Here is a 24,405-nt window from a genome sequence, read left to right on the forward strand (position 1 = left end):
ATGTATATAAGAATAATGGAAAACAAAAATAACTATCCTCAAAAACACATCCCCAAATATTTTTTAACAATGCAAAGTGAAAAAGTATAGTTTTAGTCTTAAACTATACTTTTTTATTAAATTCAGTATATAACTTAACTGGAATTTCATGCTCCAGAACCAGCTTAACAGTTATAGGTTTTTCACCATGATATTCTACAGTATTACCTTTTCCTATGTATATATATGGCTCTACCTTTCCATCAATTTCTTTGTATTTTCTAACAAATAAATGAAGATTTATATTTCTCTCTTGGTTAAATATTATATTTTTACCTCTATCCGAAGTTGTTGCAGTATTATTAGGGCTTTGCCATTGAAAATATTTTCTATTAATAAACTTATCATTATAATTTATACTTTCTTTTATATCTTCTTCTTTATGCAAATCTACAAACAAAAAGTATTCATTTCCATTAACAAGTAATCCAGCTCCTCTAAAAGAACTATGAATTTTTCTATAATTAGAAAGTAACGCAGCATCTATCATTTGATATTGTTCATATAATTTTAAATGAGGAACACCATAATATTTCCCCTCAAACTCTTTTTCGTATCTTATAAGCCCATAATTTATAATATCTTCTATGTATTTTTTTAAAGTGTCATTTTCTAGTAAACATTTAAACTCTTCATTTCTATATAGCACTTCATTTTTATATTTAAAAAGTTTTACGTTGCTACTTTTTTGACCTTTATCATAATAATCTTGATTTAAACATTCTAGTGCATGTCTAACACTATCATCGTCAACATATTCTATATATTTTAAAATCTCATCTTTTGCACTGCTGAAAGATATTTTATCATTATTTAAAAGATATTTTATTATACTAAATTCATAAATTCTTTTTAATGGTAAACTTCTTGATAATTGTTTCATTGTTTTATAAAAAATTTCATTTTCTAAAAATTTCTTTAGCTTTTCATCCTTTTCTACCTTTGCTACAAACCCAAGATATGTTTTTTCTTTTGAGATAAACCTAACAGGCTCTGGAGAACCATCATACTTAAGATAATCTAATAATAACTCAGGTCTTCTCCCTTGATTCATTTTTTTAAACTCAAAATACTCTTCCTTAAGGTATTTCATAGCATTAAAATTTTCTCCATCTATCTGCTCTAAAATTCTTTCCACAGATATTTTATCCATTTGTATATGTGTACAACCTGGTAAATTTGAGAATCCTGTTGCCACAGCTACCCTTAAGCTATCTTTGTCATAATATCTAGCTCCATTTAAAGCTATTGCTATTAAAAATGTTTTTCTATGATTTCCTATAAAATCTAATACCGTTAAGAAACTTTTACTTTCATGTTTACGTAGTCCTCTTCCTAATTGCTGAATAAAAACAATTGGTGAATTAGTAGGTCTTAGCATTAAAGCAGTATTAATAGAAGGTATATCTACCCCCTCATTAAATATATCCACTGTAAATATCACTTTTAGCTTATCTGTATCAGATTCAAGTTTTTTAATATATTCCGCTCTTTCATCTACAGAATTTTCTCCTGTTAAACAAACACTCCTTATACCTCTCTTGTTAAATTGTGCACTCATATACTCAGCATGTTCAACACCTGCACAAAAGCCTACACACTTGCACTTTTCACCATCATGTCCATAAAACCTCATTTTATCAATAATAAAGTCAACTCTTTCGTTAACCTTTAGTCTTTTAGTTATCTCAGTTATATTATCTATATTAACATTACTTAAATCCACCCCATCAATATCTGTAATACCAAAATAATGAAATGGAATTACTAAATCATCTTCTAGTGCATCATGCAATCGCACTTCTAACGCAACATTGTTATTGAATAATTCAAAAATATTTTCACAATCACTTCTTTCAGGTGTAGCAGTCATACCTAAAAGAAATTTAGGTTTAAAATAATCTAACACCCTCTGATAACTTGGACTTGCTGCATGATGTGCTTCATCAATTATTATATAATCAAAATAATTTTCTTGAAATTCATTAAAGTGCTTTGACATTGTTTGTATAGTTGAAAATAAATAATCCACATCTTTTTCTTTTATATTACCTGTGTATAACCCCATAGACTTTTTGTTGTCATTAATTAGATTTTCATATGTAACTTTTGCTTTTCGTAAAATCTCTTCTCTATGAACTATAAAAAGCATTTTATTTGGATTAAAATTTTTAACATCAAAAGCAGACATATATGTTTTCCCAGTACCTGTAGCTGCTATAACTAATGCCCTATCTTCTCCATGTTGTCTCAATCTAGCTAGATTTTCCATAGCTCTACTTTGCATATTATTTGGAGTAATAGGCTTAAAATTAATGAAATTTTGTTTTTTAATTTTTTCAATCTTTTTTAATTCTTTTATAAAGCTTGAATATCTATTTAAAAAATCATCATCAACTATTTCAGTACAATTCCATAGATTTTCATACTCCTTAATTACATCCTGCACAAAATAATCATCTTTTTTGGATATAACCTGTGTATTCCACTCAACATTACTCTTTAACGCACTTTGAGTTATATTAGACGATCCTATAATAATCTTATAATTATCTTTATTTTCAAATATATAAGCCTTTGTATGAAACCCTATTTTATCTGTTATAAATATTTTTAAATCTATATTGTTGAAACTTTTTATTTTTTCTAAAGCTTTTGGATCAGTAAAATTAAGATAAGTTGATGTAATTATTTTTCCCTTAATTTCTTTTTTCTCTAACTCCTTGAATTTATCTAATAGAAGTTGAATTCCACTATAATTTATAAAAGCTACACTAAAATAAAATTTTTCACATTCATCTAAGGACTTCTGTAATTCATATAAAAGATTTCCTTTATCTGAATTTACTATCAGTTTATTACTGCTTGTCCATTCTTCTTTATCACTTAATTCAATATCCTTTGGTACAATTTGATTATCAGTTTTCTCACTTAGATTTGCTATTTCTTTTTCTATATCTATGTTTTCTTTTGCCTTTATCATTTCATTATCTCACCTTATTTTTATAATAAACATTTACTATATATTTTTGCAATAACATAAGTCCATTAATATCAATTTATAGTTTAATATCAAATATATTACTTTATATCTATAATTTTCTTATGTTCATATTATAGCTTTTAACATGATTTGGAGCAAATTTGAATGAAAAAATATGTTTAAATGTAAAAATGTATATGACAATAATGTAAAACAAGTTTTGTTTTTACCAACTTGCAATTATTATTAAATGTAAATATAATATTAATGATAAATCTATAATAACTAACTTTAGGAGCTCTAGTATGCAGAATTTAATTATATTTAAAAACTCAAATATCAATAATATAATATTATTTTTAAAAAAAGAACTAGTATTGACAATAACCACACTTCTTGCTATTGTTTCATCCACTATATCTATACCCAAACTTCAATACATTAATTTTACAGTGCTAATACTTTTGTTTAATTTAATGATAGTTGTTTCAGCTTTTAAACATCTTAATGTATTAGACTACATAGCCACTTTTTTGCTCACTAAATGCAAAAGTAATCGAGTTATTTTTTTTGTACTTATATCTATTACTTTTACTTCATCTATGTTTATTACAAATGATGTTGCATTGATAACATTTGTACCACTTGCATTAATCATTGGAAAGAAAACTAAAATTAATACTTTGAGTCTCGTAATATATGAAACGCTAGCTGCTAATTTGGGAAGTTCATTGACCCCTATGGGAAACCCTCAAAACCTTTATATTTACTCTTTTTATAATATTAAACCAATTAATTTTTTTATGATTATGATACCTATTATTGTATTATCTATAATATTCCTAGGCATAATTATTATTAGAACTGATAATAACTCTGTATCACTTCACTTATCACATGTTTCTATTAAAAACAACATGCATGTACTATGTTTTTATATGCTATTTATAATTATATTACTCTCTGTATTTCATATTATAGATTATAGGTTTTCATTCATTCTGACATTATTGGTTGTTTTAGTATTAAATAAAAAACTATTGTTAAAAGTAGATTATTCATTACTATGCACATTTATTGCATTCTTTATATTTGTTGGTAATATATCATCTATGGATATTGTTAAGAATTTTTTGTCTAGTATTCTAAATAACCCCAAAAGCACATACTTTTTTTCAATATTAACAAGTCAGTTTATAAGTAATGTACCTTCTACTATATTAATATCTCCATTTACTAATAACTATAAAGAACTTTTACTAGGTTCTAATATAGGAGGAATGGGATCTTTAATTGCATCTATGGCCAGTTTAATTTCCTATAAACTTTATTCCAAAGAGTATCCTTCCGAAAATAAAAAATATCTTAAATTGTTCACTTTTTATAATATTATAGGACTAATACTCTTTATACCTTTAATATATTTCATAGATTTCATTTCTTTTTTTTAATATTTAGTTACTTTTTTTTAAAGCTATTGCTAATATTTATTTTGACCATAAAAAATATATGTTTAAAACTCTAAAATGTAATCTCGATAAATGGATGATGTTCTCTCTATTGTACACTTAAATTATTTGTAAATACATACAATAAAGAGGATTTTTATGATTAATGTATAAATATGTATATATAGCATTTAATGATATTTATTAAAATTAACAGGAGGTATTTTTATGTCATATTTTTTAACTAGTGATAATGTCAAACTCTATTATGAAACATGTGGTGAAGGCAGCCCTATAGTACTTATTCACGGTTGGTCATGCAGTCATCTACACTTTAGAGATCAGATTAAAGAACTTTCAAAAAAATACAAAGTTGCAGCACTAGATTTAAGAGGACATGGTCTTTCGGAAGTACCTAATTATGGACTTACTATTTCACGTTTTGCTAAAGATGTAAAAGATTTTATTGAATATTTGAAATTAGACCAACCTAGCTTGATAGGTTGGTCTATGGGAACTACAATAATTTTTGATTTTGTAAGACAGTTTGGATGCCAAAATATTAATAAACTATGCCTCATTGATATGACACCTAAAATCATAACTGATGATGAATGGAATTTAGGTCTTTATGGTCAATTCTCTCACAAAGACAATCTTGATACAATGGTTGGTATAAATACTGATTGGAATGAATTTTCAAAAGTATTCGTCCCTGCTATCTTTGCTAAAACAGGCTGCAAAGACAAAGACTTGCAAGACTGGGCCTTCAATGAATCTTTGAAAAATTCTCCTCATGTTATGGCTCGTATGTGGATAGATATGTCTGCTCAAGATCATAGGGATATGCTTAGCTCAATTACAGTTCCAACACTCATTACACACGGAGGGGAAAGTGCTCTTTACTTAAAGGAAAACAGTGAATATTTAAATAAAAACATACCTGACAGCAAACTTGTTACTTTCGACGGCTGCGGACATGGACTTCAACTTGAAGATCCAGAAAAGTTCAATAAGGAACTCATGAACTTTATTGGATAAATATTTTTTAAAAATACAAAGCTAAAAAGTATAGTTTTAATCTTAAACTATACTTTTTATTTTTTCTAAAGCTTTTGTATCAGTAAAACTAAGATAAGTTGATGTTATTATTCAAAATAAAAAACTTTCTAAGAACTTAAAATGTCAAATTTGTTCTTTTTAGCATATTATATAATGAAATATTTCTTTATGAAATATTTCTAAGGAGTGAAAATTTATGTATTCTAATAGTATTCCTAATTTTCCAATGGCTGATCCTCCTTTTGACCTTCCAACGGAAGCAAAAGGACAAGCAGGTTTTAGATCAATTGACCCAGGTGCTATTAACCCATGCAAATATAAATTCACTTATATATGGTTAGAAAATGGTGATTCTTTTTGGGTATGGCTCACTTATGTAGGAAGAAGATCTATTGCTGGATGGAAATGGAATGGTTGTTACTGGATTTACTTTGGAGTAGACTTAAGAAAAATCGATAGTTTTTATTGCTATTAATCTATACTATAATAGTATAACTTTATCTTTAGCAATATTGAATATTCTTGCATCAGTAGAAATACTGGTGCTTTTCTAATTTAATAATTTCCACCTATAGTAAGTACCCTATATCATTAAAATTTTTTTCTTAATTCTGTTACTCTATTTGCATCAAAAAGCCCTCACAATGTGAGGGCTTGGCTTTGTATTCCAAATAAATTTCTAATATACTAAAATTTTATTATTTCTATAATTATTCTTCCACAAACAGTGATACAAATTCAAACTTATTACAATCCACCAATCCCCTATTGGTTAATCTTAGTTCTGGTAAGCAAGCAAGTGGAATAAGTGCCATTGTCATAAATGGTGAAACTATATCACATCCGATTTGTTTCCATGCACTATCTAATTTTTCTACCATTTCAGCCATTTCTTCTAAAGGCTTATTACTCATAAGACCTGCTATTGGCAATGGAACTAAACCTAATACTTTGCCATCTTGTACCGCTACCATTCCTCCACCACATTCTATTAATGTATTAGCAGCTAATGACATATCCTCATCATTTGTTCCTATAACTAGTAAGTTGTGAGCATCATGAGCAACTGTTGCAGCCATAGCCCCTCTTTTAATGCCAAATCCTTTAACAAATCCATATCCTGCTGTTCCTGTTTCATGATGTCTTTCAAAAACAACTGCTTTTAAAACATCTTTACTTGGGTCACATTGAACTTTATCATCTTTAACCTTAAGCTGAATATGTCTCTCATATGTACCAACTCTTTCAGGTATAATTTCAATAACCCTTGCAGTTACCTCTTCTTTATTCTCAGCCATAATATTAAAGGAAGCTGGTGTTATTTTATCTTTAATATGCATAGAATGCATAGCATCTTTAGGATAATCATATTTAGCTATTGATGTAGTTAATACTCCATCCTTTGCAACTAAATTTCCATCTATAATAACTTTTGTTATTTTTACATTTTTTAAATCTTCTATAAATACAATGTCTGCGCATTTTCCTGGAGTTATAGAACCTAATTCATGATCCATTTGGAAACATTGTGCACAGTTTATTGTTACCATTTGGATTGCAGTTAACGGGTCTATCCCTTCCTCTATAGCACGTTTTATAATATGATCTAAATGTCCATCTTTAAGCAATGTATGTGGATGAGTATCATCAGATATTAAAACAGCAAATCTACTATCTACTTTATTTTCTGTAATTGACTTACTTACTTCCTTTAAATCATGCCATGCAGAACCCTCTCTAAACATTGCATACATCCCAAGACGCATTTTAGCAAGGGCATCTTCAGCTCTTGTAGATTCGTGACAACATCTTACACCTGATGCAATATATCCATTTAACCCTTTTCCTGTTTCAGGTAAAGAATAATGTCCCGTTACTGTCTTATTAGCTTTTAAAGTTTCTCCTACCACTCCATGAGCATGATCTGTAGAATAAAGTATACCTGGAAAATTCATCATTTCTCCTAGACCAACTACTTCATCCCACTTCATTGTTTCTGCAACATCTTTTGGTCCTACAGCTGCTCCTGTATCTTCAAAACCTGGAACTGCTGGTACACAAGATGGTGTAGTTACCATATTTTTAAGTGGAGTACCCTTGCCATCTTCAATCATATAACGTACACCATTCAATCCAAGTACATTACAAATTTCATGTGGATCCATATATATTCCAACAGTACCATGTGGAACTACTGAACGAGCATATTCACTTACACTTAACATTGATGATTCAACATGAATATGACCATCTAAAAAACCTGGTGCAATATATTGACCTTTTGCATCAATTACTTCTGTATTTTCTCCTATACAATGTTTTGCATCACCTACTAATGCAACTCTTCCGCAGCTAATTGCTACATCTATATTTTCAATAACTTCTCTTGTACAAACATTTATAAGCTTTGAATTTGTAATTACCATATCAGCTGATTCAAATCCCTGTGCTACACTTGATAAAGTTTTACTTACCTCCCAAAGAGGCTTTATATTAAATTTATTAAACATATTTATATCTCCTTTTATATTTTTATAGATTTGATGCTCATAATATAAAAAAGACGATAAGGTATTCATACTATAAATGAAAGCCTTATCGTCCATTATTTTAGATAATAAAAATAAATATTTAAAATAACTATAAGTAGGATTCCACTCATAGTCAGACAATTTAAGGTTATCTGGTAGAAACTTCCCTCCATATTGGGGAATTATATGAGCAAGTTATTAAATTATGACTATATAAACAAGTTTACAAACTCTTTAAATAAAATCAAATTAAGTAAAATAATAAATTATTTAAAAGAATTTGTAACCTGATATTATCAAAATTAACCTTTTAAGTCAATATTTTTTAGGAACATTAATATAAAACAATATAGTATTTCAATCTATTTCTCTATACTAACTAAATATCTACATCCTCTTTTATCATAACCTTGTAGCTGCTTAAATTCTTTTTTACACTGAAAATTTTGCATAGCAATATCTAAATGACTTAATACTATTCCCATATCGATTCTATTTAAATTATCATATATTTTTTTACTTATAATATTAGTCCTCTTAATACAGTATATGTGAACATAATTATCGTCAACTACAAACCTCCATGGCTGACTATTAGTTGCTGATGGTGCTATCCTAGCTGCTTCAAATATTGCTTTCCATCCTCTTTGTATTTTCCCTTCTACTAATTCATTCATATCTTTTCTTTTAAACTCACTTATGTTTTTTCTATACAACTTATCAGAATCCTCACAATATCCGAATGCTATTAAAAAAACTGGTTTATGATTTTCTTGAATTTTAATAATTTCATTTAGAACTTTTTTCTTAAAGGGTGTTCCTATCCAGCAAGTTCCTAAACCCATTTCTGTAAGATTTAATATTACTTTTTCAAAGATGTATCCAAGATTTTCTAAATATCCTTCTTTTTCTTCAGAAGTTACAATTATATACTGAGGAGCTTTAATCTTTCCATATTTGCCTATTATCCCACCATACATCTTTTCAACCATATCTGTATCATCAACAATATAAGTTTTAAATTCTATATTATCATAAATACCCTTAATGTTATCACATATAAATTGAATTTTTTCTATTGTATCTTTTGAAATTTTATCACCTTTATATTTTCTTACTGATTTTCTCTTAAATATAGCTTCATATAATTTCAAATTATCATACATATCACTATTCCCCCTTTTATAATACATATCTATAAAAATATATTTAAATGTTTAGAAATAATTTCTGTCTCTATTTTTATTATTATCTTATTAACTCATTATTTCCATATAACATAGTATATCTATAATTGTCTATATAAATCCATACAAATCTCCTCCTTAAAAATCGAAAAACTCCCTAAGAACTTAAATTTCTAAATTCTTAAGAAGTTTTGTTGGTAAATATCAAAAATTTTTGGATAGTTTCTCAAATTGCGACTTTTCTCAGGTTTACCCTAAAATAGTTATCTTCTGTTGCTCTTTCTCCAAATTTTCATATTCTGAGCCTCTTTAATTAATTCGTCACGGAAATCAGGATGAGCAATGTTTATGAGATTTTCAGCACGCTGCCAAGTGTTTTGACCTTTCATCTTTGCTATACCATATTCTGTTACTATCATATCAGTAGCTGATCTTGGATCAGTAACTATTGCACCTGGAGTAAGTATAGGCTTAATCCTTGAATACGTTTTACCTTTAATATTAATAGTTGAAGGCAAGCAAATAAAACTCTGTCCACCCTTTGATTTATATGCCCCTTCTACAAAATCCAATTGTCCACCGGTACCACTTAAATGTTTAGTACCAATGCTCTCAGCGCAAACTTGCCCAAATAAATCCATTTCCACAGCAGCATTTATAGATATCATATCATCTATCTGAGCTATTACTTTTGGATCATTTGTATAATCTATAGGACACGATGCAAGTCCAGGATTATCATCTATAAATTCATACATTTCTTGTGTTCCCATAGCAAAAGAATAAACCTGTTTGTATCTGTCAATTGTTTTACGTGATCCATTTATTTTACCTGCTTTACTCATGTCCACATAAGCATCAGCATACATTTCAGTATGAACACCTAAATCTTTCAAATCAGATTGTGCCACCATCTTACCAACAGCATTTGGAACTCCTCCTATACCTAGTTGAATACAGTTTCCATCATACATACGACCTAAAATATACGAAGCAATCTTTTTATCAATTTCATTAGGCTCAACTGCAGGTAAAGTACACAATGGAACATTTTTACCTTCTACTACATAATCCACCTGTGAAATATGGACATTTTCCTGAAATCCTCCTAAACAACGAGGCAAATTTTCATTAACTTCTAAAATAACAGTTTTAGCTGTTTCAATCATTGCGCAACAACTTACAGAACTAGCTCCGAAATTAAAATAACCATATTTATCCATAGGAGTAACCATTATTACAGCTACATTTGTAGGAATACAGTCCTTACGAGTCATCATAGGGTTTTCATGAAGTTTTTGTGGACAATGATAAAGATTTTTACCAATATATTTTCTATCATAACCAGCTGTATGCCATGCACTCCATACAAAATGTTCTCCACTTGGATCAGCTTCAGCAGTATAGTGATAATAAGCACCTATATCACATCGTATCTTAACATCCCACAGCTCATCTTTTCGTTTAGACAATGCTTCATCAAAATCATGAGAACTATTAATTGTAGCAGCATATTCTACCCAATCACCAGATTTAACTAATTTAACTGCTTCCTCTACTGTAACAAGTTTCTTTTTATACTCATCTTTAAATCTTACATTCATATTCCTATCATACTCCCCTTTTTAATTAAATTTTATTTAGTTATTTACCAATATACTTAGGTTGTCTTTTTTCCAAGAAAGCTTTCAACCCTTCTTTAAAATCCTCGGTCTTACTACACTCTACCTGAGCTCTCACTTCTTCTTTTAAATATTCTTCAAAATCTGAGAATTGACTTTTATAAATTAATTCCTTTATGTTTTTATAAGAAACAGCAGGACCTTTTGCCATTTTTAATGCAAATTTATTTGTTTTCTCCTCAAGTTCTTCCTTCTTATATACCTCTGAAACTATACCCATGTCTAATGCTTCTCTTGCAGATATTTTCTTTCCTGTTAAAGCCAATTCACTAGCTTTTGCTGCTCCCACAGCTCTTGTTAATAGATAAACACCCCCACAGTCAGGGATAAGTCCAATCTTTACAAATGCTTGTAAAAACAAAGCATTTTCTGCTGCAATACAAATATCACATGCTATGGCAACATTAAAACCAGCTCCTGCCACTGGCCCATGTACAGATGCAATAACAGGCTTAGGGAGTTTTTTAATCTTCAATGCTACTTCCGCGGCTTTTTCAATTAATTGACTAAAGCCTTGTCCTTCTTCTATGGATTTATACATTGCCGCAATATCCCCACCACCGCTAAATCCTTTTCCAGCTCCATTTAAAACTATTACCTTTACATTTGCATTTTTTTCACATTGGTCTAATTCTTCACTTAATTCCGATAGCAAAGAATAATCCATTGAATTTAAGTTATTTGGGCTATTAAGTGTAATCCTGGCAATACCATCGTTGTAAGTAGAAAGAATTTTTTTATAACTCATACTATCACTCCTTATATTATTTTCTTTTTTTTCCTAATTTTACATAATAAAGTACATTGTATTATATGTAATTTTTTTGTTAATATGTTTGGTATATAAATAAAACTTCCTAAGAATCTTTAGGCTTAAATTCCTAAATTCTTAAGAAGTTTTATAAACTTTTATCTTTCCTCTTTATATGACTGCCGAGGTACAACATTCCTGTCACTCGAAGCACATTCTCTAAACATAAAACATATTATAATTTTATAAGTCTATGAAAGGACTGAGCAATATGTATAATTTTTATACAACATATCCATATCCTTACTATGTTAACATCCCAATCTGTAATCCATACAATATGTGCTATGCTTGTGGAATGTATCCATATTCTTACTGGTTTAACGCATCAATGCATATGCATAACCCAGACTTTTGCAAACATTCTATTAAATTAAAGGATTATGGACCAGAACCGTTTGTATTTAATATTGAAGAGGCTACTAAGCAAAATAATACTTTTCGTACCGCTTTATGGACAGGAGACAATTTGCAACTTACCTTGATGAGCATCGATGTTGGAGACGACATAGGTTTAGAGGTTCATCCCGAAGGTGATCAATTCATACGTATTGAAGAAGGTCAAGGACTTGTTAAAATGGGGGATAGTAAAGATAAATTGAACTTTCAAGCAAAAGTCTATGACGACTATGCAATCATGATACCTGCTGGTAAATGGCACAATGTAATCAACACAGGTGATAAACCACTTAAATTATACGCTCTCTATGCACCACCTGAGCATCCACGTGATACAGTTCATAAAACTAAAGCAGATGCAGAAGCTGCTGAAGAGAACTATGGCTACTAATATCAAAAGCACTGTAAAAACAGCTTCCTATGTTTACCTTTATTTATTGGGGTTTACTCTAACGTAGTGGCGAGGAAGGTTTACCTATCCTCGCTTGCTAAATACATTTAGTATATAAATAAAACTTTCACCTTTTCTCTTTATATGTCATATGCACTTAACATAGGTATTATATTTATGACAGCTTCTTCATAAGGGTGAGCTTTTTTAAGTGTATCAACTGCCTTTTTTACAATTTCTTTTTTGCAACAAAATTCTACTTTACATTCTTCCTTTTCACATATTTCACCTATTGTACCTTCAAATGGATCAGCACCTTCTAAAGGTCTCCAAAAAGAAAAACTAAAAACGTTTAGGTAAAATAATACCTGCTTTTTTAACTAATGCTGTTGCTTTTTCTTGTGCTTCTCTAATAATATCCTCCTCATTTATGGTTAATAATATTTTATTCTTCATTAACCACTTACCATTACACATAGAAGATTCTATATCACTAGAGTGCATTGAATATACTATATTTCCAATTGGGTTATGGATAGGAATACTGCCAATAGATTTAGGATTAATAATTATTAAATCTGCTTTTTTTCCTACCTCCAAAGAACCTATTTCATCTTCCCACAGGGCACAACCTGCACCATTTATTGTAGCCATCTCTAACACCTGTTCAGCAGGCACAACCTCTGGATTCAATCTTCTACCTTTATGTATCAATGAAGTTAAATGCATTTCATCAAACATATCCATTCTATTATTAGAAGGAGCACCGTCAGTTCCAATTGAAACATTGATTCCCTTTTCAAGCATTTCTGGAATACGTGCAAAACCTAAAACAACTTTCATTGCAGCACCAGGATTATGGGATACTTTTACATTATGAAGCTTAAACAAATCAATTTCTTGCTCTGTAAGCCACACAGTGTGCACAGCTAAAAAGTTTTTATCTAATACCCCTAATTTAGCTAAATGCTCAACAGTAGTATTACCACGAGTTGCTTCTGCATATCTAACTTCCTCTTCTATTTCAGCAACATGCATATGAATACCAACTTCATATTTATCAGCTAGTTCTTTAGTTTTAGTTATCAACTTATCAGTAGTGTTAAATATAGTTCTTAATCCAAACCAATGCTTAATACGTCCATCTGCTTTACCATTCCATTTTTCAACTAATTCTACTTGTTTCTCTAAAGCTTCCTCTGTGGTTTCTTGCCACTTTAATGGTAAACCATCACCACAATCCATAGTAGAACGGCAAAGAACCCCTCTAATTCCTGCTTCTGTTACTGCTTTTCCCATACCATCTACTTCTTGTCCACCAGCTTCACAGAAGGTAGTAACACCTGAACGTATTAGCTCCGCACAACAAGCTAGTGAAGAAATATAAGAATCCTCTAAATCCATATTACTTTCATACGGCCATATACGTTTACGAAGCCAAGTTAAAAGATCTACATCATCAGCTAATCCCCTAGCTAATTGTTGCGATAAATGGACATGGGTATTTACCAAACCAGGCATTATAATTTTTCCATTGACATCTATAATTTCAACATTAGATTTAATTAATTCAGCGTTTACATTACCTAAAGCAATGATTTTAGAATTTTCAATTAAAATATCCCCCTGTTGAAATATTTTTTTTGAACAATCCATTGTAATAATAAAACCATTTTTTATTAAAATTTGACTCATAATATGATCTCCTTTATATATATGTCTATTTTTTGCATATGTAGTTGAATGAAACATAGTAAAATTTAAATATAAAAATTCTACACAGCCTCTTTGTATTCTTCTGATTTAGGTACTTGGGTAGCTGTTTTAGGCAAAAGTATATTTAATATTACTGCAGCTAAAGCCCCCACTGTAATTCCAGAAGAAAAAATGTAATTTGCAAGGCTTGGCAAACTATTTAAGATATCTTTAGGTAAAACAGTAGTTCCAAGAGCTAAAAGTATAGGTAATCCGATTAACAACATATTTCTTTCATCAAAATCTTCATGCTGAATTGATTTTAAACCGTTCATAGCAATAATTACACAAACTACTGCAAAAACTCCACTAACAACTGCACTAGGTATACAAGCAATTACATTCATTAATTTAGGTAACATCCCAAGTATAACTAATATAATTCCTCCAGCCATAATAGCCATTCTGCTTCCAACACCTGTTACTGCAATAATACCTGCATTTGTTGAATAACCAGTCATTGGAGTACCACCAAACAATGCACCTACAAAACAACCAATTCCCTCACCGACAGCACCTCTATTTAAACTTTTATCAGTTAATTCCTTTCCAGTAACAGCAGAAACTGCAAACCAAGTTCCTGAAGTTTCAACTAAAATAACTGCATAAATAAATAACATAGTTAAAATTGCTTTTAAATCAAATACCGGTTTCCCAAATGGTAATAATTTAGGGAATGAAAACCAATCTGCCTTTGCAACAGTTGTAAAATCTACTACACCTAATAATGAAGCTACTATAGTACCACCAATTAATGAAATCATTACAGATGTAAGTTTAACAAATTTACCAAACTTATTTGCTTTACGTCCAATCATCATACAAATAACTAATAAGGATGATGAAACAAGAGCAAGGATGCAATTTGTTTTTAAATTACCAGGTGCAGTAAAAATGTTAGTCATAGCAACTGGCATTAAAGCGATACCTACTATGACAATGACAGTACCTCCAACAATATGTGGAATAAATTTAGAAATTATTTTTGAAAGAAAACGTAATGGATAACCAAGTATTATTAAAAATAAGGAACCTGGAATTAAACTACCAACCATGGCTTGCAGACCTAACTTGCTTCCTATAGCAGCTAATGCACCTATAGGAATATAGGATGGTCCCTGCATAATAGGCAAGCGCATACATAAGCCAGTTTGTATTACTGTTGCAACTCCAGCGGCAATAAAACTCATTTGGATAAAATAAGCTGTATTTTGGGCATTAAGAGATAAAATACCTGCCAAAATTATAGGAACTATGTACAAATCCATAGCAAAAACGTGTTGTAACCCTAAAAAAAAGGCATATTTTACACTGATTTTTTCATCAATTCCAACAATTAAATTAGTATGTTTAGCTTTAGTGTTTTTCATTATAAAATCCTCCTAATAAATTTCATTCTCATAATATAAAAAAGACGATAAGGTATTCATACTATAAATGAAAACCTTATCGTCCATTATTTTAGATAATAAAAATAAATATTTAAAATAACTATAAGCAGGATTCCACTCATAGTCAGACAATTTAAGGTTATCTGGTAGAAACTTCCCTCCATATTCGGGAATTATATGAGCAAGTTATTAAATTATAACTATATAAATAAATCTACAAACTATTTAAATAAAATCAAATTAAGTAAAATAATGAATTATTTAAAAGAATTTGTAACCTGATATTATCAAAATTAACCTTTTAAGTCAATATTTTTTACGAATATTAATATAAAAAAATATAATTTCACTCGTAAACGCCACGAAAGATTATTATATAATAAATTAATATTTCCGTTATCAATATATAAGTAAAACTCCTTAAGAACTTAAATTTCTAAATTCTTAAGAAGTTTTGTTGTCCAATATATAAATTCTTTAATTTCTCATTTATACTTTTCTATAACTTATTGCATTTAAAATTTTAGGAGTGATTTTAATGAAAATATTAAAAAATTTTTACGATAGATTATTTAAAAATACTGAGGAAAATGAAGTATCAATAATAGATACTTTAGAAGAAATAAAAGATAAGCTTGATAATGATGAAAAATACAATTTAGCAGCATCAGAAGCTTTTATAAACATGCAGAATATGTTTAGTATATAAATAAAACTTTCACCTTTTCTACTTATATGTCATATGCACTTAATATAGGTATTATATTTATGACAGCTTCTTCATAAGGATGAACTTTTTTAATTGTATCAACTGCCTTTTTTACAATTTCTTTTTTGCAACAAAATTCTACTTTACATTCTTTTTCTTCACATATTTCACCTATTGTACCTTCAAAAGGATCAGCACCATCTAAAGGTCTCCAAAACCCTGTTACCTTAGACAAAGACATACAATTATCATAATTCCCACCTATAGTGAGTGCCCCTATATCATTAAGATTTTTTCTTAATTCTTTTAAATATTCTTCTGGGATAAATGTTTCTATTTTAAAAGTATTAAACTGCATAATATATATTCCTTTCTATAATACATTTTTGCATAATTCTAAAATTCCATATCTATATTCAGAATTTTTAATTATGAAATTTCCTCTATATTTTACCACTACTATACTTCTTTACAAATATATTTTTCTTAACAAAACATCATCATTACAAAACTGTAAGTTTAAAACTCTAAAATGTAATCTAAATGAATGGTTGATATTCTCTCTATTATATATAATTAAATTACGAAATTAATAAAAAAAACGGCAAAGCCGCATCTTCTTCACTCAAAATAACCCGACAGCGTCAGGCATTAGCCTTCATAAAACTTTTGTAGTTTTTAATACACAAAAAGTTTTTTACAAACTCAATTAAAAATATGCATTAGCATGCGAGCTATAGCTCTTTTTATTATTTATTCCAAACTATATTTAATACCATGAACTCCTTCGTATTCTTTAGGATACATTATTCCCCCACAATTTTGGCACTTTAAAAGATCTACTCCAAAAGCTTTCAATATCCTATACTTCCACTTTCTTAATTTCCTCCTAGAATCCATAAGCTTATCATGAATAAGCTTAAAGAATATACCTTTATGCTTATTGTTTTTTGAATACATCCCATAGTATCTAATCATTTTAAAATTTTTATTAGGCAAATGCGATATTACTTTTCCTATAAAATCTAGTAGATCCATTTCTAATTCTACTTTTTCTCCATCTTCATGTCTTTCATACCTAATAGTGACTTTATGACCATCATATTTCACTACTCTAGATTCTGCAATATCAGGTCTCCCTGTATACCTTCCAACATACTTAGCTGCTCCATTTGAATCTTTAACTTGACCTTTACCATAAACATAAAATCCATCTTTTAATTTTGCAAATTCCTGAAACCTTTTGAATTTAAATGTTTTAGACTACTTCATTTTATCAAAAAAATTTATACTTTCCTATACAAAAATAAAACAGCAAAATCTGCTGTTTAGATAATTCCTTTATATATTTTGTTTATATAAATATAAATCCATTATTTGATTATCATTCATTGTATACTTAAAATTTACAAAAAATTCTTTATCCTTAGGGGTCCTTCTGGACTCTAAGTGTCCCAGTTGTGTGTTTATGGGTAAAAGCAATTGATATTCTCTCATATTATTGATACAATCTCCTTGGTATTTTGTTTTTGTGATGATTACATAATACCAGAGGTAGATTCTTTTGAGTCTGCCTCTAGTATTTTTATACAAAAAAAAGGGCGTCTCAGCCCTAGAATATATTTTCTATTTTGAGACAGCCCTTTTCTATTTCAAGACGGAAAATTTTTGACGCATACAGCTCTACTAATTATATTTTAGTAACTTGGATGGAGACCATCCCAAACAATTCTTGTATAATTTTCTTTATCTGTATCCCCTTCAGTTGAAATACAGAGAATTTTTGAATCTCGATCCAGCTTTAACTGCTCTCTCAGATAACTTAAACTTTGGTTTTGCATTACTTCCGCTATAAATCCAAGAGTTACTGCTCCACTCTCTCCAGATATGACTTTCTTATCATCTGCCAAAGGATTGCCAAGTACTCGCATTCCCTTCGCTGCAATGTAATCCGGTATAGACACAAAGTTATCTGCATACTCATTAAGCACGTTCCAACCTATTGTACAAGGTTCTCCACAAGCAAGTCCTGCCATTATGGTATCCATATCACCTGTTACCATATGTAAACTACCATCTTTAGCTTCTGCAGTTTTAAAAATACAATCCGCTTTATTAGGCTCAACAATAGTAATTATAGGTCGATCTTGCTTTGCGTAATAATCAGTAAAAAATCCAGTAATGGCTCCTGCCATAGCACCTACTCCAGCCTGTAGAAAAATATGTGTAGGATTTTCGTCTTTTAATTGTTCGATTATTTCATATCCCATGGTTGTATATCCTTCCATAATCCAACCTGGAATACTTTCATAACCCTCCCAAGCAGTATCTTGCACTAAAACCCAGCCATACTTTTCTGCATTAGCATTTGCCAAACGTACAGTATCATCATAATTTAAATCTGTAATAGAAGCATCTGCGCCAAGTGCTTTAATATTATTCAATCTTTCTATTGAGCTTCCTTTAGGCATATATACTACACTTTTATAGCCCAGTCTATTGGCTGTCCAAGCGATACCTCTTCCATGGTTACCATCTGTAGCAGTTACAAAAGTAATTTCTCCAAGCCTATTCTTGATTTCATCACTTGTCATTTTTTCATAGGAAAGGTCTGCAATATCCATTCCCAGTTTATTTGCAATATATTTACCAACACAATAGCTTCCACCTAATCCCTTAAATGCATTAAGTCCAAATCTATAACTCTCATCTTTTACATATATATTCTTAACACCTAAATACTTAGAAAGTTCATTTAATTCTGCCAAAGGTGTAACTGAATATCCTGGAAAACTCTTATGAAATGCATTTACTTTTTTTGCGTTTTCTATTCCAAACTGCTCCACAGAATATTCTTCTTTTTTATCTCTATTATATTGTACAGATTTTATACACTCATTCATACGCTATCTCCTCTTAACACAATTTTCTTAATTCAATTCTACTATAATGTTTATTCTACTTATATTTAACCAATTACTGCAATTGCTTCAATTTCTACAAGCGCATTTTTAGGTAGTTCTGCAACCTGATATGCTGCTCTTGATGGACAATCTCCTGTAAAATAGGAAGCATAGACTTCATTCATCGCAGCAAAATCAGAAATGTTTTTCAAAAGCACAGTAGTCTTTACGATATTTGTCATATTTGCGCCTGCTTGCTCTAATATTGATTTTATATTTTCTAAAGACTGCTTTGTTTGACTAATGATGTCGTCACCTGCAAATTCACCTGTTGAAGGGTTTATAGGTAATTGACCTGAAACATAAATTGTATTACCTGCTTGTATTGCCTGTGAGTAAGGGCCGATTGCTGCTGGTGCACCTTTAGTCTCGATTCTTTTTTTCATAATTTCATTTTCCTCTCTTTTATAAATTAATATTTTTCTAATATTACTGTGGAAGTCGCACTTTGATTAGTTCTGCAAAGAACTCTGCCCCAATCTCTAATACATCGTCATTATAATCATACATAGAATTGTGAAGGGGAGTATTTTCAGAAGCAATAGCACTTTTTCCACTTCCAAGGAATACAAAACATCCCGGAACATGTGTTAAAAAAGTCCCAAAATCTTCAGAAGCCATCCATGGTTCACAATTTGCATTGACTTTATCTTCTCCCACAATATTTTTGCCAGCTGTTGCAACAATATTTACACATTTTTCCCAATTAACAGTAGGCGCAAATTCATGCGTATATTCAAATTCACAATCTGCTCCATTCATCTTACAAATGCCTTCACAAATACTTCTCATTCTCGTTTCAATTAGTTCCTGAATTTCAACTGTGCAGCTTCTAGTATCTCCTAAAATTTCTACATTAGAAGGAATCGCATTATGAACACCATCTGTATGCAATTCAGTACAAGAAACCACCACTTGTTGTAACGGATTTACATTACGTGATGCTATAGTTTGCAATCCAAGTATAATCTGCGAAGCAGTCACAAGTGGATCAATTCCGATATGTGGGCTAGAGGCATGAGAACCTTTTCCATTAATGCGAATTACAAAATTATCCTCACTAGCCATAATCCCTCCCGGACGCGTATGTATTGTTCCTTCTGGAATAAATGGCGCATTGTGCAATCCATATATTTCATCAATTGGATATTCTTCAAATATTCCATCATCAATCATTGCTTGCGAACCTTTTCCTGGCTCTTCTGCTGGTTGGAAAATAAATCTAACTGTACCATTAAAATTCTTTCTTTCCACAAGCAATCGAGCTGCTCCTAACAAGGTTGCAGTATGTCCATCATGTCCACAAGCATGCATTTTCCCATGATTCTTTGATGCGTAAAGAAGTTCTCCCTTTTCAAGCATATTGATAGCATCCATATCAGCCCTAAGTCCAATTACTTCTTCTCCATCTCCAACTTTAAGACTTGCTACAACACCGGTACCACCAATATTTTTATGAACTTCAAGACCCATATCAGTAAGCACTTTGGCTATATATTCTGATGTATTCTTTTCTTCAAATGCACTTTCAGGATGCATATGAAAATATTGTCTCCATTCTTTAAGTTGATTAGCAAAATCAATATTCTTCATAAATTTACCCTCTTTCATTTTAATTATCTCATTACATTCAGACATAAATACTTAAATATAGCAACCATTCTTGTCATACTAGGATTTTTATGCTAATTTTGCATAAAAATCCTAGTTCTTCATTCACTCGATTGCTAGTTGTGCAATTTGTGTGCAATCATTTTTGACTATGAGAGACTCAAGACTCAATAGTAACATCCAATTTTGTTATATCGGTATTTTTATCCCATTCTGGTTCTTCTTTTCCTTGTTTTAGTTGATTAACATAATCATTAAATGTATAATGCACGTATTTAAATAACTTGAATAAAGCTATTAAATTTACAAATACAATCAATGCAACTATTATATCTATAAGCCCCCAAATTACTGCAAGTGGCGCCACGCAACTGATTCCAAGTATGATTGCAGTTACTATTCTGTATATCCAAATTGGAGTTTTAGATTTCTCTTTGAAAATGTACCTTATGTTTGTTTCCCCGTAAAACAAATCCGCTAAAAGCGTAGTGAATCCAAACATAAACATAGCACCAAATACAATCCATTTTCCTAATGGTCCCATTGCAACACCAAAAGATTCCTGAAGAAGGTGTATTCCCACTTTATCGGTTGATAGAACACCCGTCAATATAATTGCAAATGCGGTACAAGAACATATAATTATTGTCGTAATAAATGTACCCATCATTGCCAACAGCGCTTGCTCAACAGGATGCTTAACATCTGCAGATGCGTGCATTGTACCTGCTGTACCATTACCTGCATCATTTGAAAATAGACCTCTTGCAGTTCCGTTACGGAAAGCTTGCATAACAGTATGACCCACTACACCACCAAGTGCCGCTTGAGGTTTAAATGCACTTTTTATGATTAATGCGAATACGGAAGGTAACGCATTAATATTTATGATTATTATATATAGTACTACTGCAGTATATGCAAGTGCCATAAAAGGAACTATACGTGAAGAGACATCTGCAAGCCTTTTTACTCCACCCACAATAACTAACCCAGTTAAAGCTATAACTACAATCCCTGGGATTATAGGATTCACATCAACAACTCCCGAGAATGCATTGGCTATTGAATTAGTCTGAAGAGATGCAATAAATATACCTATTCCAAATACATATAACAAAGCCATCGTTATAGCCAAAGGTTTGCTTTTTAGTCCCTTTTCTATATAATAGGCCGCTCCTCCTCTGTATGTACCATCTTCTTGTTTCTCTCTAAACAACTGACCCAAAACAACCTCTGCAAAAGTTATTACCATACCAAATACTGCCGTAACCCACATCCAAAAGACAGCACCAGGACCACCTGCAACTAGTGCACTTGCCACGCCAACTAAGCTACCTGTTCCTACTTGACTTCCTACTGCCGCACACAAGGTACCAAATCCGGATACCCCTCCGTCTTTACCTTTGACGCTTCTTTTCATGACTCCCATGGCGTGTTTGAAATATTTAAGCTGTGGAACCCCCAATCGTAAAGAATAATATAGCCCCGTTCCAAGTAATAGGTACCCAATAACTGAACCCCATAAATAGTCACTAATTTTAACAATCAAATCCATATAATGTTTCCCTCCATTCATTTTACTTTTTAAGTTATTTATGACTTATGTGTTAATCTATCGATCATTGCCGCCGTCATAACAGGATCTTTAAATATTTCATCCCATCTTTCAAAGGAAAGATTTGTAGTTATTATTGTAGATTTTCTACCAGTTCTTAGCGATGGATATGTGAAAAGTAGCTAGAACATTTTCTAAACTTTTTCACCAATTAATTCAATAAACTCTACAAAATCCTTCGGATTTCAGGTATAATGTTTATGGTATATTGTTTGAAGCTTGGGATTCATTTGATGCATTGCAGTGCTTGAATGAAGTACTCCAGGCTTCTTTTCCTTTATCTAGCTTTTCACTAATGTATCTATTTACAGTAGAATAGCTTATATCATATCCTTTCTATTATTTTTTCAGTTAAAATCCTTTTGATTCTATTACTAGAATTATACTTAGGTGCTGATACAATGTTTTTGATAATTTCAATTATTTTACTAGTGTAATTTTAGATTAGCATAAATAGGTTTTTGAAAAATATTGCGTATTACAGTAATAGATCTTCAAATCTAATACTATAATTAACTAAATAAAAGTACAAAAATTCTATCCATCTTCTCTATTTTACAAAACCTTCCCCCCTTCTTGTTCTTAATTATATATTAATGTATAATACTAATATATAATACAGTTGATTATTTTTTGTAAATATATTGAGGTGAGCTCATGTTAGAAAAAAAGCTAAGAATTGATTCTGAAAAAAGAGAACTACCTGTACATATACATCAAGGGTTTCCTATAGGAATTATAACAAGTCAATTTACAGAAGATACTTATGATTATGTAAACTGGCATTGGCACGAAGAAATCCAATATAATGTTGTACTAAACGGTACATTTTGTTTTCATGTTGCTAATAAGGAATTCATAATAGGCAAAGGGGACGGTATTTTTATAAATACACAGCATATACATATGGCTGAAGCAAAAGAACCCGACTCTTCCTATTTATTTGTATATTTTCATCCAAGTTTATTAACTAATCAAAAAGACAGTTATTTATATAAAACTTATATATCATCACTATTGTCCGATAATTCTGCCAGTTCGCTATTGTTGCATCAAGAAATCGATAACGATAAAAAAGTAATCGATTTCATACTGGAAGTAAAGTCGCTTTATGATGAAAAAAACAAGGGATATGAGCTGGATATTTTATCTTCTCTCATACAGTTATGGAAATATACAATATCTTGTGCTAATGAAAAATGCCTAATAACCGACCGTAATGATTTGTTTACAAACGATCGTCTTAAAAAAATTTTTTCTTATATAAATGAAAATTATGCAACACAATTCACATTAGAAGACATATCAGACCACATCAATTTAAGTAGAAGTCACTGCTGCCGTTTTTTCAAAAATTGCGTAGGACAAAATTTATTTCAATATATTATAAACTTTAGAATAAATAAAAGCATTGAGCTACTAATCAATACCAATAAGAGCATTGCCAATATCGCTTATGAGGTTGGATTTAATAGCCAAAGCTATTTTACAAAATGTTTCACTGCGATAAAAAACAAAACTCCAAATAATATTAGAAATGAATTTAAAAACAAGAAACTGGAAAAAGAATATCTAATAAAGATTGGTAATAATTAGTTTTTGTTCTTATCAGTATCATATCCCAAGAAATGCTGTAAGCGTAAAAAAATCTCCGTATTTATTTTTAAAAATCCATTTTATAAACTAAATCCAGTAGTAAGCAACAGTGAAGTGCTCCCTTTTAAGTAGACACGGTTTAAAAATACCTGTTAAAATCTACTTAAAGGGAGTGTTTTTTATGACAACAAAAATGTTAATTATCCAATTGAAATAAAATTACAAGCTA

Annotated in this window: 18 protein-coding genes, 3 pseudogenes and 2 riboswitches; of the genes and pseudogenes, 6 read left to right on the top strand and 15 right to left on the bottom strand. The window is 30.4% G+C overall.

The window, feature by feature from the left end:
• Positions 1-103: 103 nt before the first annotated feature.
• Positions 104-3,022, bottom strand: a complete 2,919-nt coding sequence (locus OW763_RS01205) for a DEAD/DEAH box helicase (RefSeq protein WP_268039240.1) — start codon at positions 3,020-3,022, stop codon at positions 104-106.
• A 305-nt stretch (positions 3,023-3,327) separates the two neighbouring features.
• On the opposite strand from OW763_RS01205, the gene OW763_RS01210 reads away from it, so the two are divergent.
• The 3 genes from OW763_RS01210 to OW763_RS01220 all read left to right on the top strand — a co-directional run bounded on the left by OW763_RS01210 (position 3,328) and on the right by OW763_RS01220 (position 6,007).
• Positions 3,328-4,473 (top strand): SLC13 family permease, encoded by a 1,146-nt coding sequence (locus OW763_RS01210; RefSeq protein ID WP_268039241.1) that lies wholly within the window; start codon positions 3,328-3,330, stop codon positions 4,471-4,473.
• A gap of 225 nt (positions 4,474-4,698) precedes the next feature.
• Positions 4,699-5,511 carry an alpha/beta fold hydrolase gene (locus OW763_RS01215; protein ID WP_268039242.1) on the top strand — a complete coding sequence of 271 codons (813 nt, stop codon included), beginning with the start codon at positions 4,699-4,701 and terminating at the stop codon, positions 5,509-5,511.
• A gap of 217 nt (positions 5,512-5,728) precedes the next feature.
• The gene (locus OW763_RS01220; RefSeq protein ID WP_268039243.1) at positions 5,729-6,007 is read left to right on the top strand and encodes a hypothetical protein; all 279 of its coding nucleotides are present in this window, start codon (positions 5,729-5,731) and stop codon (positions 6,005-6,007) included.
• A gap of 235 nt (positions 6,008-6,242) precedes the next feature.
• Here OW763_RS01220 and ade read toward each other — a convergent pair whose 3' ends face one another.
• The 4 genes from ade to OW763_RS01240 form a co-directional block, all read right to left on the bottom strand.
• A complete protein-coding gene (gene ade / locus OW763_RS01225) occupies positions 6,243-8,042 on the bottom strand; it encodes an adenine deaminase (RefSeq protein WP_268039244.1) in 1,800 nt (599 codons plus the stop codon).
• Between the two features lie 131 nt (positions 8,043-8,173).
• Positions 8,174-8,273: riboswitch (purine riboswitch) on the bottom strand.
• Positions 8,274-8,425: 152 nt separating this feature from the next.
• Entirely contained in the window at positions 8,426-9,229 is an 804-nt protein-coding gene (locus tag OW763_RS01230; protein WP_268039245.1) for a nitroreductase family protein, read from the bottom strand.
• Between the two features lie 284 nt (positions 9,230-9,513).
• Positions 9,514-10,854, bottom strand: coding sequence for an acetyl-CoA hydrolase/transferase C-terminal domain-containing protein (locus tag OW763_RS01235; RefSeq protein ID WP_268039246.1), 1,341 nt, complete (start codon positions 10,852-10,854; stop codon positions 9,514-9,516).
• A 40-nt stretch (positions 10,855-10,894) separates the two neighbouring features.
• Positions 10,895-11,680, bottom strand: a complete 786-nt coding sequence (locus tag OW763_RS01240) for an enoyl-CoA hydratase/isomerase family protein (RefSeq protein WP_268039247.1) — start codon at positions 11,678-11,680, stop codon at positions 10,895-10,897.
• 274 nt (positions 11,681-11,954) lie between these two features.
• Here OW763_RS01240 and OW763_RS01245 point away from each other — a divergent pair, with 274 nt between their 5' ends.
• Entirely contained in the window at positions 11,955-12,533 is a 579-nt protein-coding gene (locus tag OW763_RS01245) for a cupin domain-containing protein (RefSeq protein ID WP_268039248.1), read from the top strand.
• A gap of 140 nt (positions 12,534-12,673) precedes the next feature.
• On the opposite strand, the pseudogene OW763_RS01250 reads toward OW763_RS01245, so the two are convergent.
• The 3 genes and pseudogenes from OW763_RS01250 to OW763_RS01260 all read right to left on the bottom strand — a co-directional run.
• Positions 12,674-12,865 (bottom strand): annotated as a pseudogene (locus tag OW763_RS01250) (cytochrome C biogenesis protein); the annotation flags it as partial.
• Positions 12,866-12,875: 10 nt separating this feature from the next.
• The gene (locus OW763_RS01255) at positions 12,876-14,228 is read right to left on the bottom strand and encodes an amidohydrolase (RefSeq protein WP_268039249.1); all 1,353 of its coding nucleotides are present in this window, start codon (positions 14,226-14,228) and stop codon (positions 12,876-12,878) included.
• 80 nt (positions 14,229-14,308) lie between these two features.
• A complete protein-coding gene (locus tag OW763_RS01260) occupies positions 14,309-15,658 on the bottom strand; it encodes a nucleobase:cation symporter-2 family protein (protein WP_268039250.1) in 1,350 nt (449 codons plus the stop codon).
• Positions 15,659-15,780: 122 nt separating this feature from the next.
• Positions 15,781-15,880: riboswitch (purine riboswitch) on the bottom strand.
• 337 nt (positions 15,881-16,217) lie between these two features.
• Between OW763_RS01260 and OW763_RS01265 the strand changes: the two genes are divergently transcribed.
• A complete protein-coding gene (locus OW763_RS01265) occupies positions 16,218-16,388 on the top strand; it encodes a hypothetical protein (protein WP_268039251.1) in 171 nt (56 codons plus the stop codon).
• 22 nt (positions 16,389-16,410) lie between these two features.
• Here OW763_RS01265 and OW763_RS01270 read toward each other — a convergent pair whose 3' ends face one another.
• From OW763_RS01270 to OW763_RS01300, 7 genes and pseudogenes are all read right to left on the bottom strand, one after another.
• Entirely contained in the window at positions 16,411-16,746 is a 336-nt protein-coding gene (locus OW763_RS01270; RefSeq protein ID WP_268039252.1) for a YqfO family protein, read from the bottom strand.
• A 395-nt stretch (positions 16,747-17,141) separates the two neighbouring features.
• Positions 17,142-17,594: pseudogene (locus tag OW763_RS01275) on the bottom strand (transposase); the annotation flags it as partial.
• A gap of 491 nt (positions 17,595-18,085) precedes the next feature.
• Entirely contained in the window at positions 18,086-19,291 is a 1,206-nt protein-coding gene (dpaL, locus tag OW763_RS01280; protein ID WP_268039253.1) for a diaminopropionate ammonia-lyase, read from the bottom strand.
• Positions 19,292-19,356: 65 nt separating this feature from the next.
• Complete coding sequence (locus tag OW763_RS01285; RefSeq protein ID WP_268039254.1) at positions 19,357-19,737, bottom strand: RidA family protein; 381 nt, start codon at positions 19,735-19,737, stop codon at positions 19,357-19,359.
• 43 nt (positions 19,738-19,780) lie between these two features.
• A complete protein-coding gene (locus OW763_RS01290; RefSeq protein ID WP_268039255.1) occupies positions 19,781-20,944 on the bottom strand; it encodes a M20 aminoacylase family protein in 1,164 nt (387 codons plus the stop codon).
• A gap of 178 nt (positions 20,945-21,122) precedes the next feature.
• Entirely contained in the window at positions 21,123-22,520 is a 1,398-nt protein-coding gene (locus OW763_RS01295; RefSeq protein WP_268039256.1) for an alanine/glycine:cation symporter family protein, read from the bottom strand.
• 38 nt (positions 22,521-22,558) lie between these two features.
• Positions 22,559-22,687 (bottom strand): annotated as a pseudogene (locus OW763_RS01300) (ATP-binding protein); the annotation flags it as partial.
• 550 nt (positions 22,688-23,237) lie between these two features.
• Here OW763_RS01300 and OW763_RS01305 point away from each other — a divergent pair.
• Positions 23,238-24,176, top strand: a complete 939-nt coding sequence (locus tag OW763_RS01305; protein ID WP_268039257.1) for an AraC family transcriptional regulator — start codon at positions 23,238-23,240, stop codon at positions 24,174-24,176.
• Positions 24,177-24,405: the final 229 nt, after the last annotated feature.

The organism is Clostridium aestuarii, assembly GCF_026735135.1.
Taxonomy (GTDB): domain Bacteria; phylum Bacillota; class Clostridia; order Clostridiales; family Clostridiaceae; genus Clostridium_H; species Clostridium_H aestuarii.

What these genes read in the sequence shown, in the direction of transcription:
- OW763_RS01205 (WP_268039240.1), bottom strand. Translation starts at nt 3,022, where the DNA reads ATGATAAAGGCAAAAGAAAACATAGATATAGAAAAAGAAATAGCAAAT.
- OW763_RS01210 (WP_268039241.1), top strand. Translation starts at nt 3,328, where the DNA reads ATGCAGAATTTAATTATATTTAAAAACTCAAATATCAATAATATAATA.
- OW763_RS01215 (WP_268039242.1), top strand. Translation starts at nt 4,699, where the DNA reads ATGTCATATTTTTTAACTAGTGATAATGTCAAACTCTATTATGAAACA.
- OW763_RS01220 (WP_268039243.1), top strand. Translation starts at nt 5,729, where the DNA reads ATGTATTCTAATAGTATTCCTAATTTTCCAATGGCTGATCCTCCTTTT.
- ade (WP_268039244.1), bottom strand. Translation starts at nt 8,042, where the DNA reads ATGTTTAATAAATTTAATATAAAGCCTCTTTGGGAGGTAAGTAAAACT.
- OW763_RS01230 (WP_268039245.1), bottom strand. Translation starts at nt 9,229, where the DNA reads ATGTATGATAATTTGAAATTATATGAAGCTATATTTAAGAGAAAATCA.
- OW763_RS01235 (WP_268039246.1), bottom strand. Translation starts at nt 10,854, where the DNA reads ATGAATGTAAGATTTAAAGATGAGTATAAAAAGAAACTTGTTACAGTA.
- OW763_RS01240 (WP_268039247.1), bottom strand. Translation starts at nt 11,680, where the DNA reads ATGAGTTATAAAAAAATTCTTTCTACTTACAACGATGGTATTGCCAGG.
- OW763_RS01245 (WP_268039248.1), top strand. Translation starts at nt 11,955, where the DNA reads ATGTATAATTTTTATACAACATATCCATATCCTTACTATGTTAACATC.
- OW763_RS01255 (WP_268039249.1), bottom strand. Translation starts at nt 14,228, where the DNA reads ATGAGTCAAATTTTAATAAAAAATGGTTTTATTATTACAATGGATTGT.
- OW763_RS01260 (WP_268039250.1), bottom strand. Translation starts at nt 15,658, where the DNA reads ATGAAAAACACTAAAGCTAAACATACTAATTTAATTGTTGGAATTGAT.
- OW763_RS01265 (WP_268039251.1), top strand. Translation starts at nt 16,218, where the DNA reads ATGAAAATATTAAAAAATTTTTACGATAGATTATTTAAAAATACTGAG.
- OW763_RS01270 (WP_268039252.1), bottom strand. Translation starts at nt 16,746, where the DNA reads ATGCAGTTTAATACTTTTAAAATAGAAACATTTATCCCAGAAGAATAT.
- dpaL (WP_268039253.1), bottom strand. Translation starts at nt 19,291, where the DNA reads ATGAATGAGTGTATAAAATCTGTACAATATAATAGAGATAAAAAAGAA.
- OW763_RS01285 (WP_268039254.1), bottom strand. Translation starts at nt 19,737, where the DNA reads ATGAAAAAAAGAATCGAGACTAAAGGTGCACCAGCAGCAATCGGCCCT.
- OW763_RS01290 (WP_268039255.1), bottom strand. Translation starts at nt 20,944, where the DNA reads ATGAAGAATATTGATTTTGCTAATCAACTTAAAGAATGGAGACAATAT.
- OW763_RS01295 (WP_268039256.1), bottom strand. Translation starts at nt 22,520, where the DNA reads ATGGATTTGATTGTTAAAATTAGTGACTATTTATGGGGTTCAGTTATT.
- OW763_RS01305 (WP_268039257.1), top strand. Translation starts at nt 23,238, where the DNA reads ATGTTAGAAAAAAAGCTAAGAATTGATTCTGAAAAAAGAGAACTACCT.